Here is a 12,103-nt window from a genome sequence, read left to right as displayed (position 1 = left end):
ATTCAAATCATTGGAGGTCATCGGTAAACATGAAACCAACACACAAGGGACGGCTTTTGTTTCTGATCATGCTGGCTGCGGCTATGATGCTGAGCGCATGCTCGAACGGCGGAGCCAAGGGTACGAATGCTGCTACTCAGAATGGAGGCACGGGGGACAGCATGAAAGTCAGCATCTCGATGTTTGACCGTGGACAGGTGTCCAGCGACGAAGGCACTTATGAAGATAACCGCTGGGTAAAATGGATTCGGGAACAATCCGGCATTGATGTGACGATTGTTCCTGTCCCGCGTAACGAATCCCAGAATACTTTGAACGTGATGATTGCCTCCAACCAGGCTCCGGATCTGATCTGGGAATTCGACCGTGCCTATATCGGCAAGCTTGTCTCGCAGGGGGTCGTCCAGCCTGTTGATGAATACATCGAACAATACAGCACTTCATACAAGAAGTACTTGGAGGAGAACCCGGAATTAAAAGCTCATTTGACTTTCGATGATGGAAAAATGTATGCGGTCGCAACGAAACGGCCCATTACCGCTGTTGCAAACCATGGCATGTGGATTCGTCAGGATTGGCTGGATGAGATCGGAATGGAAAAGCCCCAGACGGTCGATGAACTGATTCAGGTTGCCCAGGCATTCGAAGAGCGTTATCCGGACAGCACACCGATTGTCGGGCCCAATGCTGTGGATATTTATGGCGCCTTGAATGCTGCCATGAATTTTCAGTGGTATCTGGAAGACGGCCAAATGAAGTACGGTGCAACGCTGGACCGTTTTCGCGATGCGATTGCCTTGGAGAAAGAGCTGTTTGATCTCGGATTGGTGGATAAAGAATATTTCACTGACAGCAACAATCAGCGTGCGAATCAACTCTGGACTACAGGCAGAGCGGGAATCTGGATGTCTCAATGGAGTTCGGGCCAGGTTGAGCTGATGCTGAAGGACTTGCTGGCCAACGTGCCGGATGCCAATCCGGTTCCGCTGGAATCGGTAGAGACCGTCAACGGAAAGTATGGTCTTTACCAGGAAGCGATCCCACATATTTTTGTGGCTTTCAACAAAGAAATGAAAGACCCTGAAGCTGCTGTGAAATACCTGGACTGGATTGTGGATCAAGGATGGTTCACGCTGATGAACGGAGAAGAAGGGGTTCATTATACTAAATCCGGAGATACCGTAAAGCGTCTTGATTCGGACAAATACAATAAAGAGGTTTTATATGCAAATGAGTATGCCGTTCTAAGACAAATCGACGTGAAGCCGGAGGATCTGATCAAGCAGGCTGCGGATGACGAGCTGTCACAGCGTCTTGCATTGCTAAGTGCAGAGGCGTTGGAGACGGCGTTAAAGAACGAGTTCCGCCGAGACATCCCGTATCAGCCGAATTTCGATGAAATCAATGAAATCCGGTCTACACTGGATACATTCATCCGCGAAACCCGGGCTACGACAGTAACGCAGGGAGAGAAATATACGGCTGACTGGGCGATCGAGGAAATTCGTAAAGAGTGGAACCGCCTGGGCGGACCGGAAGCCGAACAAGCAGCACAGCAATGGTACGAGGACAATAAAGCCAACTTTTAAATGAATGAAACACAGACAAGGTGGGGGAGCAATGGGGCGAATTCATAATAAGCGGTTGATTAACGCGATTGTCATGCTTTCCACTATGCTGCTCTTCCTTGTCTGTTCTTCGATTTTTATAACCTATATTTTTTTTAATGGACAGTTGAACCGGCAGCTGACCGCAACGAACATGGAGCTGCTCAAGCAGCAGGAGCATAAGCTGAACCTCGCTCTTCAAAACATCGATAAACAGGCCATACAGCTGCTGAGAAACGACGAAATCATCCGTTTTTTTGAATACGAGCTCAGTGAGCAGGCCATGAGGAACAACCGGTACCGGATCACGAACATGATCACGAATGTCATCAACAGCAATGACTATATTTTTTCCGTGGATTTCTATTCATACGTTCAGAACCGCCTCGTGTCCGGGAACATACTCACGGAACAGGATTTGCAGCAGGACTTTCAGTGGATCAACCAGTTTCGGCATTATGACGGTTATGCCAACTGGATGCCGACCCGTAAAATTCAGCTCAGCCGGTCTAATTATCCTATATTCCGCAATGTGACAACCCTGGTCCGTACCTACCCGCTGATTCATTCCCCAGCCGGAAGAAAGGGGGCTGTAGCGGTCAACGTAAAGGAAGATGTTTTGTTTGATCTGATTCGCAACTCTTCCGGAGATGATGTTGGTGAGACATTTGTAGTGGATCGGGAAGGCGTCGTAGTGCTGCATCATGATAAGAGCAAGCTGGGCAAAGATATCAGCGAGTTTCCGTATATCAGCAGTATGATGGAGGCAGCCGAGGATGAAGGCATGTTCTCCAGCAATGTAGAGGAGACGGAGTCATCCGTATTTTTTGTAAAAAGCAATTATTCCGGCTGGAGTATTCTGCGTGTCGTGCCGGATGTGCAGATGACACGCCCGCTTGAAAGCATCCGGAATGCTTTGATACTGTTGGCTCTGGTATTGTTTATCGCAGCTGCCATATCGGCGGCCGTGATCGGGAGATGGACCTACAAGCCGGTTAACCGCTTTATTCAATCGATGAGTCAGCATCTCAAGGTGACCACCTCCAAAAAGCCCTATCGCGATGAATTTCAATATTTAGAATCTACCGTGCAGGAAATACTCCTGGATCGGGAGCAGTTGCAAAAGGATTTGCACGAAAGCAGGCCGTATATCAAATGGAAGCTGATGACGGATCTGATCTCGGGAAACCGGAACAGTCTTGCTCCACTGCAGTCACTTATGACCCGCATTGGGGCATGTCTCCACAGCGGACAATATATCGTCATGAGTGTTGAATTTGATAACCGTCAGGATATTCCGGGCCCGCGTGATCTGACACTGTACTGCTACGCTTTATGTAATGTGGCCGAGGAACTGATCAATGCAGAAAATCTGGGCCTCGCTGCGGAAACCGGAAGCGGGAAAGCCGTGATTCTAATGAGTTTTGAAGATTCTGAAGATGAGCAGAGAGTGATGATGCGGGCGGTGTCGGTAGCCGACTTGCTTAAGGATTTTGTTCAGGAGTATTTTGGCCGTACGGTCACCATTGGAATCGGAGAAGCGGTCCGTGAACTGAAGAATCTCCATCAATCCTATAAATCATCGGCAGAGGCTTTAAGATACAAGCTAGTGACCGGAGGCAATACGATCATCACCGCGGACGATATTTCAAGCGAGCCGTCTCCGAAGCTGTACCGGCTGGTAGCGATGACAGATCATATTCTCGCAGCCGTCAAGCTTCAGGACAATGACAAAATGCGTCATCAGGTAAGGCGTTGGTTTGAGCTGCTTGCGGAGCAGAGCGTTCCCCCGGAGTTAATCGTTCAGCTTGTCGTTCAGTGTATGATGAAGGCAGCCACAGCGGCCGCTGAGATCGGGGTAGATCATAGCCGCCTGTTTCCTGAGCAATCGCTTTATGAAAGACTCAGCCTGTATGAACGCTTGGAGCAGCTGGAGGATTTCACCGCCGATGCAATGAACAGCATTATCGAATTGATCCGGCAGAAGCGCAATGGCCGTGAACGCAGCGAAGTCATCGACAAGGTGCTTCTGTATTTGCAGGAGCATTACATGCGTAATGACCTGTCCCTGAACCTGCTTGCCAGTGAGTTCGGCATCAGCGTATCTCATTTGAGCAAGCTGTTCAAAGAGCAGACGGAATGCAATTTTATTGATTACTTAATGGAACTCAGGATGAATAAGGCCAAGGAACTGCTGTCCGGCAGCGGCGAAAAAATAAGAACGATTGCAGAAATGGTCGGATACTCCAATGTCAACAGTTTCGTGAGAATTTTCAAGAAAATCACGGGACGAACTCCGACTGAATACCGTGAACACTTTTCCGATCCGGACCAAATAAAAGATTACGATAAGGAGTGACGGTACTATGATAATGAGGAAGTCGGCAAGAAGATGGACCGTTCATGTACTCATTTTCGCGATGGTTTATTCCTTGTTCTGGGAGGCGGGCGCTGCAGGTGCTGAGCCGGAGGGTGCCGAGCCTGTGGGCAGCGTCACAGCTGATATTTTTCCTTCAGATGATACGTACGTGAACGACGGTGCGGCAAATGAAAATAACAATTATGGGACCGCAGCCACTTTGAGAGTGAAAAATATGCAGGCAGACCGTAATGTCACACGCCAGTCTTTCCTGAAATTTGATTTGCAGGAGGTTAGCGGACCTGTTCAGTCGGCTACCCTTGCCGTATACGGACAGGTAACTGACGGAGCTGGGAATCAAGTGGATATTCAGCTTCATGAAGTAGACAACAACAGCTGGACCGAAAGTACGATGACCTGGAAGAACAAACCTGCTCTGAGAGAAGTGATTGGATCCTTTACCGCTGTTCGTCCTGCGCAGTGGTATGAAGTCGATGTGACCGATTATATCCGCAAGCAGACCGTGAACGGTGGAATTGCCAGCATTGGTCTGAAACAAAGCGCACCTATCGGCTTGGTGGTGGATCTGAACAGTAAAGAGAATTCCGTGTATCCCCCGAGATTGAAAGTGGTCTATGAACCGTCCCTCGATCAATCAGCCCCTGTCTGGCCGGATGGCAGCGAGTTGTCTGCAATCACCGCCAGCCCTGCGGGCGTTGAACTCGAGTGGAGCGCTGCTCTTGATGATGTAAGCGTTGTCATGTATAGAGTGTTTATCAATGATCAGCCGGTTGGAGAGACCGGCGGTTTAGTCAGAAGCTTCAGAACCAAATCACTAATCGGCGGGCTAACGTATACATTTCGAGTGGAGGCCAAAGATGCAACTGGCCAGTGGTCTGAAGGAGGGCCACAGCTTGTATTGACCCTTCCGGAGACCGCATCTTTTGTCCCTCTAGATGATGCTTACGTTAACAACGGGAACAGCAATATGAACAACTACGGCAGTGCAGAACGTCTTCTGGTGAAGAATGTAAATTCAGATCCTAATGTAACCCGCCAAGCATTCCTGAAGTTTGACACGGCTCCATACCGTGCGGAAGTGGGCACTGCTGTACTTCATTTGTATGGTGCTGTCACAGACGGCGGAGGATCTGTGATCGATACACAAGTTTATGGTGTTGAGGACCTTTCTTGGCAGGAGGCGATGGTCACATGGCTGACGAAGCCGGATGCGGATCATTATCTCGGTACGTTTAAAGCAGATAAGACATGGAAGTGGCACCAAGTAGATGTGACTTCTTATGTGAAGAAGCAGCGCGAGCTTGGCCTAGAGCAGATCAGCTTCGGATTACTTCAAGAGGCTGCGAATGGACTGGTTATTCAACTTCACAGCAAGGAGAACAGTCAGTATCATCCTTATCTTGAAATTTCTAGTGATAGACAATCAGCCCAAGCTCCTTCATGGCCAGTGGACTCTTTCTTGGCAGCCTCTCATATCCGTGAAGACGGGGTAGACTTGAACTGGAGCGAAGCCGGAGTAGGAGAGACGCCAGATAGATACCGGATCCTCCAGAATGGCAGCGAAATCGGGATAGTGCCAGGTACTGAAACCGAATATTCTATAAACGGTCTCCAGGTAGGCGGGCGCTATACTTTTAAAGTTGAAGCATCTTATTCCTCGCAAGAATGGAGCCTGGACGGACCCTATCTGACGGTCGCACTTCCTCGAACCGAATTGAAGCAGACCCGGTTAGGCAATGTATTTCTTCAGGGTGAGCAGGTTCAATTTGAATTGCATACTTTAAAGCCTTCTGCAGAGTGGACGATCCGTAATATGGCTGGTGCTGTCAAAGCCGCGGGATCTGTCAATCCGCAGAACGGAATGGCTGTTATTGAGCCATCGCAGATCGGACCCGGTTATTACACACTCGAGGTATCGGTAAATGAAGAGGGTAGCAGTTCCAGCATGTTTAAAACGACCTTTGCCATTCTCTCGCCCTTTGATATCAGGGCGGTTGCCGATTCGCCGTTCGGGATCGCAGCTCATCTTCATCGAACTGCTGTCGGATGGGATGCAGCTCTTGCTGAGCTGATCGCTAAAGCGGGCGCTGGCTCTGCACGCGGCGGGATGGAATGGGGCAGTATAGAAAAAACCAAAGGGGAGTATACGTTTACTCCGCAGCCGGATTTCTTTATGAAGAAGCTGGAGACAGAAGGTGTTCGACCGCTCTTTGTATCAGCCTACAACAACCCGTTTTATGATAATAATGCTACGCCATATACTCAGGAAGGCCGTGAGGGCTTTGCCGGCTATGCGGATGCATATGTCGAACATTACAAAGATCAGCTTTACGGCATTCAGGTATACAATGAGTTCAACGGAGGGTTTGGTAAACGCGGCGACAGTCCAGCCGATTCAAGGCCGGATTATTACTTCGAGCTGCTGGTTGAAACCTATAATCGGATCAAGGCCTCAAATCCGGAAATGCCGGTTATCGGTATAGCAACTGCCGGGATTCCGCTGAACTGGATCGAAGAGGTGTTTAAGCGCGGCGGACTGGATTACATGGATGTTGTAGCGGTTCATCCTTATCGCTACCCGCAGGCACCGGAAGGGATGGAGGTCGGGCTCCGTGACCTTCAGAATCTGATCAAGAAATATAACGGTGGAGAATTAAAGCCGATCTGGATTACGGAAATCGGCTGGCCTACCCATCAAACCGCCAGCGGAGTGGACGAAAAGACACAAGCTGATTATGCAGTACGGTCCCATGTGGTCGCATTGGCAAACGGTGTCGAGAAAGTATACTGGTATAATCTGATGAATGATGGGCTGACTGCAGATTATAATGAGCATAATTTCGGGCTGATCCGTTTTGCTGAAGATCCGCTCGGTGCCTATGTCCCTAAACCTGCTTATGTATCCTATTCTGTGATGACACGAGAGCTGACGGGGGCAAGCTTCGAGAATCAGGAGAGCTGGGACCCGCAGATCCGAAGCTACCGGTTTCAGAAGAACAACGAATCGCTTCGCGTAATCTGGTCCGTTTCCTCAGAACCGGTTCAAGCTGCGTTGAAGACGAATCAGCCGGTCAGCATCACCGATCTCTCAGGAATTACAGAGACTTACTATCCCCTGAATGGCTCCATTTATTTAACGCTGAACGGTGAACCGGTATATGTGAAAGGGGATATCGCTGACCTGGCTTTGGATAAGACGTTTGCCATAGATGGTGAGGATCATTTCACAGGAGAACCCGTGAGCTTCAAGGTTAAAATTGATAACCAGACAGGGCAAGCTCTTTCCGTGTGCCTGGAGGCCGAGGGTGAAAGTTATCCGATCTCAGTATCTCACCTTGAAGATGAGCAGCAAATGATCACCATTCCGGAAGCCGTACATCAAAGCTATCGCCGCATTGATGTTTATCTTAAGAGCGAAGGCCGGACCTTTGGTCATCTGCGATATGAGGTCCAGACACTGGAGGCTAGAAAAGTACAAGTGCGTCCCATGCTGAATGAGCTGGAGAATGGCGGCTACGAAAAAAGCCTGAATGTTGTCGTGAACAATTTCAGCAAATACAATGAACTGCCGATCAGCCGCTTATCCTGGCAGGTCAATGGACAGACCGGCAGCCGGACTTTGAACACATCGGTTGAACCGGAAGGATCAGAGGCTATTCAGATTCCGGTGACCGGAGTAGATACCGGTCAAAACGTGCCTGTACAGGTAAAGCTGGAATACACGAATGCCAGCGGACTATCGGGATTTGAATATAAGGGCAATCTCAATTTTCAACCGATCCAGACGGAATTCAGCGATATACCCGACATTGATTTATCAGAAGGAACCGTAAAGCTCAAAGATTATGCAGGAGTGGATGATTTAAGCGGAAAAGTCTGGTTGCGGTATGATGACGATCATTTTTATCTGAAGGCCGAAATCCGGGATGACATTCATGCTGCACCGTCAAAGGGAGAGGACATCTGGAACAATGACGGAATTCAGTTCGGATTATCCTATGGCATTCCTGGAGAGTCGAAGGAATGGTTCGAGTATGGTATAGCCGATACGCCGGAAGGGCCTCAGGTATATCGATGGAAGACTGCCGGTGGTCTTCCTGATGGGATTGTTTCTTCCGTACAGGCAAGCGTAACTCGCCAAGAGGAGGAGAAGCTTACCACATATGAATTGGCACTTCCGTGGTCCGAACTTGCAGGCATTTTACCTGCAGCTGGAGAGTCAGTAAGCTTTTCGCTGCTGGTGAATGATCACGACGGCAACGGGAGAAGAGGCTGGATTGAATGGGCATCGGGAATCGGCTCATCCAAGCAGCCAAGTCTGTACCGTTCGTTTCAATGGATTATAGAGCCTGATCCACATCCTCCCATCGAAGAACCGGGCGGCGGTTCCGGTCCTGAACCGGAAGTGCCTCCGGTATCCGTAAATCCGGGTAACGGTCAGCCCGCTCCGGGGACGGAGTCACCGGGTAATCAGGCGACAAACGGGGGAATTCTTCTGCAGCCTGGCGCTGGTGGAAAGGTGTCTTTGGGCAAGGGAATACAGATTGACATTCCCGAAGGAGCGGATCCCCGTGCTCTTCGAATCACCATTCAAGAGCTGGATGAGATCGATGCTCTGTTACAGCCGGGTCAGGTTATCCTTAGCTCCGTGTATGAGGTGCTCAAAAGCCAGCCGGGCTTCTTCAAGAAACCTGTGAAGCTGAAGCTGCAATATGATCCGTCGCTGCTTCGTAAGGGGCAGGAACCGGTCTTGTTTTATCTGGATGAGAAATCAGTACAGTGGGTACCTATGGAAAGCCAGCATGCGGACGGTTATGTGACGGCAGAAACGGATCACTTCACCAAATTTGCTGTGTTCGCAGTATCCGGGCAGGAAGCAGATTCGGGCTATCACGACCTGAACAATCACTGGGCATCGGCCTGGATCGAGCAGGCAGTTCAACAAGGGATTGTGAAAGGTTATCCGGATGGCAGCTTTAGACCGGATGCTGAACTGACACGGGTCGAATTTGCCGTCATGCTGGCAAGAGCTTTGGCTTTGCCGCAAGCACAGAGAGGCGACACCGGCAGCTTTCAAGATGAATCTTCTATACCTTTATGGGCCAGGGAAGATGTTGGAAGTGCCGTTTCAGCAGGGATTCTGCAAGGTTATCCTGATCACTCCTTTGGGCCTGAGCGCAATATCAGACGTGTGGAGATTGCGGTGATGCTAGTCAGGGCAGTGGAAAATTTGACCGGTGTCCGGCAGGAAAAAACGGGAGGCGTACAAGACACCGGATTCCAGGATGATGCACGGATTCCTCAATGGGCCAAGAGTCAAGTGACTCACGCAGTGAAAATGAATCTTATACAGGGACGAAGCGGAAATTGGTTTGTTCCACTGGAACCTGCTACCCGCGCCGAAGCTGTTATTATAGTTCTAAGACTGCTTGAGCATAAAATCTAGACCATTTCATTTCCACTTCGTCTCCAACTATAAACAGGAGCTGCCAACAGAAGCAAGATCTGTTTGCAATTCCTTTCCGTGGCTGCGGGGAATGTGTGTATGCCAAATCAAGTATTAACTACCAATCGGTGTCGAGGGACAAAACATAGTCCCATTGAAAATCGCTATTTAGGGCTTTTTTTCGGAACAAGTTCTTGTCCCAACCAAGGACAAGGACTTGTTTCCGATTACCGATTAGAAAAATGTTTGGATTGGAGGGCACTGTGCAGTTCTTCCAGGTGTTTCAATAGGTAATAATTCCATTGTGGCAGCTGGTTCAATTGTAACGAAAGATGTGCTAGCAAACACGATAGTCGCGGGTAATCCAGCCAAGGTACTTGAGCACATTTCAGAGAAACGAAGAATTAAAAAAATTAGATTAAGTAAAAGGGAAAGATAGCACTAAAATACAAGAAAGCAGCCAACCCACATGATTGGCTGCTTTTGTTTGAATTAACGGCTGTCGAGTGACAAGAACATGCTCCCATTGAAAGTCGCTAATTTAGCGGCTTTTTTATTTTATCGGTACAAGTTCGAGTCCCGAGCAAAGGACAAGAACTTGTACCGATTGCCGTAAAGGACAAGAATATGAGCCGATTACCGATTAGATAGTTGTCTAAGAACTGCCGTAATGGAATTGAAACAAATTTGGGAAAGTGCCTACTCAACGGAACAGGCGCACAAGCGTAGAAATGAGAAAAATGTGACTCCACTAACACTTGGAGATAATAGTGGCCATCGGCATAGAACAAATACGCCCATTAAGTCGGTGTCGGTGAGGAACAGGAGTAACTAAGTTCTTGTTATTTAATGCTTGTTTCAGAAAAAATCAGTATTTCCGAGCAGTTATTTGGTAAATTCAAATTTTCAGGCGTTATTGCTCGATGACGGCCAGACTAGTAGAACGTTCTAAAGTATCGTTAGATTACGAAACCGACCCATCCAAACCATATTTCCAACGAAACGGAACCGGATTGGCGTTCACTTCCTGCAGGTATTGTTCAATGCGTTCCTTCAATTCTTCTTTTGATTGAACACGAATATGCCGCAGCGCCTGTTTGGTCATTTTAGCGAAGAACACTTCGATGATGTTGAGCCATGAACCATGTTTAGGCGTAAATATAAACTCGAACCGCCCAGGCACGGTCTCCAAATATGCCCTGGTTTCCTTCGAAGTATGGGAGGAGTGGTTATCCAAAATAATTTGGATTCGTAATCCCGGTTCGTAGGTGCTGTCCAACTTTTTGAGGAAGTTCACAAATTCCTTGCTGCGATGGCGATCTTCTACTGAACCGACCACTTTACCTGTAACCAGATCGATGCCTGCCAGTCAGCTAAGCGTACCGTACCGCTTGTACTCCGGGTCACGTCCGATCGTCGGGTGTTCGCTAGGAACGGGCGGCAAATCTTCTGCCGTGTTGCCGATCGCTTGAATGCCGGCCGAGGACGCATATAATGACGTGATCCAACTTTGAGGAGTGATGAATTATGTCCATCGCGGCTCAAACAAGTACAAAGAGTTTACCTCCCTTTTCCATATGGGGAGTTCATGCATCTGTCGCCGAAAGACCGGTTGTGTGGGGCAAACTCGTGATGTGTGCTTTGCCGGACCAACAAATTCAAGGCACCATCCAATTCCGCGGAACACCGATTCCGATTGAAGGAAGCTGGAATGAAAGCGCTCAGCAGATCGTGTTTCATTACTCCTACGCCGCTTACTCCGGCCATTTAACCATGTATGACGATGTCCAGATTCAACTTCGGCATCTGATTCTCACCGGACGCCTGCAGATGCTCCCCCTCTTTACAGGCGGGCGAATATGGAACCTGAGTAGCGACAACTGATATAAGCTTGGCGGGTTATAGCGGCTATGTCCCACCGCAACCGCCTTCAACTTCTTTGCCGCCGGTTGGCGTATTTGTAACGTCGAATATACTGTATGAAATGATCGGTACCCGGATAACGGAAAGGGGTGGCATCGGTGGACGAAAATTAGATTCATCATGTAATCGAACAAGCCTATCAATTGATTGTCTAAGCACACCGCAACATGACTGACATTTGGCGCACTCACGTACTATTTACGCGACAATGGTGGTTGGGAGTAGGTTTATCGATATGCCCCTGGCTATTTTGGATCGGATTTCGGGATAAGAGAGCTACGGGACAGTTTCTCCTATCCGGGTTTATGATGATTATCGTGTCGTCGTGGCTGGACCAGCTTGGGATTGCCATGGGACTTTGGCATTATCACTGGGAAGTCATACCATTCATGCCCGCTAATTTTCCATGGAATTTTTCACTTCTTCCCGTCACGGTTATGTTCTTACACCAGTACAAGTCTGGCATACATCCGTTGTTCAAAGCTCTCCTATTTGGGGGATTTTCCGCTTTTGTGGCCGAGCCGGTCTCACAAATGGCCGATTTATACCACCCCGTTCACTGGAAACATACATATTCGTTTCCTATCTATGTGGGGCTATATCTGCTGGCTTCGAGCATCGCCAAGCGGGGCGTTGATTGCACAGATTCATCCTCGGTAGATAAATAAAGGCCAAAACCATAAGTTTACCGATTCCAAAAATCATGCCCAGATTCATGAGCTGCATATTTACCATGTCATTGTTAAA

At 48.7% G+C, this 12,103-nt stretch carries 6 protein-coding genes and 1 pseudogene; 6 read left to right on the top strand and 1 reads right to left on the bottom strand.

What is annotated here, in order from left to right; genetic code table 11:
* The first annotated feature begins 29 nt into the window (after positions 1 to 29).
* The 4 genes and pseudogenes from P0X86_RS15820 to P0X86_RS15805 form a co-directional block, all read left to right on the top strand.
* Positions 30 to 1,589 (top strand): extracellular solute-binding protein, encoded by a 1,560-nt coding sequence (locus tag P0X86_RS15820; RefSeq protein WP_277748947.1) that lies wholly within the window; start codon positions 30 to 32, stop codon positions 1,587 to 1,589.
* A 31-nt stretch (positions 1,590 to 1,620) separates the two neighbouring features.
* On the top strand, positions 1,621 to 3,966 hold the full coding sequence (locus P0X86_RS15815; RefSeq protein ID WP_277748946.1) for a helix-turn-helix domain-containing protein: 2,346 nt from the start codon (positions 1,621 to 1,623) through the stop codon (positions 3,964 to 3,966).
* A gap of 7 nt (positions 3,967 to 3,973) precedes the next feature.
* Positions 3,974 to 9,433 carry a CBM96 family carbohydrate-binding protein gene (locus P0X86_RS15810; protein ID WP_277748945.1) on the top strand — a complete coding sequence of 1,820 codons (5,460 nt, stop codon included), beginning with the start codon at positions 3,974 to 3,976 and terminating at the stop codon, positions 9,431 to 9,433.
* A 241-nt stretch (positions 9,434 to 9,674) separates the two neighbouring features.
* Positions 9,675 to 9,872 (top strand): annotated as a pseudogene (locus tag P0X86_RS15805) (DapH/DapD/GlmU-related protein); the annotation flags it as partial.
* Between the two features lie 525 nt (positions 9,873 to 10,397).
* On the opposite strand, the gene P0X86_RS15800 reads toward P0X86_RS15805, so the two are convergent.
* Positions 10,398 to 10,787: an IS630 family transposase gene (locus tag P0X86_RS15800; protein ID WP_254611240.1), complete on the bottom strand. Its 390-nt coding sequence runs from the start codon at positions 10,785 to 10,787 to the stop codon at positions 10,398 to 10,400.
* Positions 10,788 to 11,062: 275 nt separating this feature from the next.
* Here P0X86_RS15800 and P0X86_RS15795 point away from each other — a divergent pair, with 275 nt between their 5' ends.
* Both P0X86_RS15795 and P0X86_RS33165 read left to right on the top strand, forming a co-directional pair.
* Positions 11,063 to 11,317, top strand: coding sequence for a hypothetical protein (locus tag P0X86_RS15795; protein WP_277748944.1), 255 nt, complete (start codon positions 11,063 to 11,065; stop codon positions 11,315 to 11,317).
* Between the two features lie 206 nt (positions 11,318 to 11,523).
* Positions 11,524 to 12,024 (top strand): CBO0543 family protein, encoded by a 501-nt coding sequence (locus tag P0X86_RS33165; protein WP_301554599.1) that lies wholly within the window; start codon positions 11,524 to 11,526, stop codon positions 12,022 to 12,024.
* The last annotated feature ends 79 nt before the right edge of the window (positions 12,025 to 12,103 follow it).

This window comes from Paenibacillus sp. BR1-192, from assembly GCF_029542445.1.
Lineage (GTDB): Bacteria > Bacillota > Bacilli > Paenibacillales > Paenibacillaceae > Paenibacillus_AQ > Paenibacillus_AQ lautus_A.
This window is presented reverse-complemented; position numbering and strand designations above follow the sequence as displayed.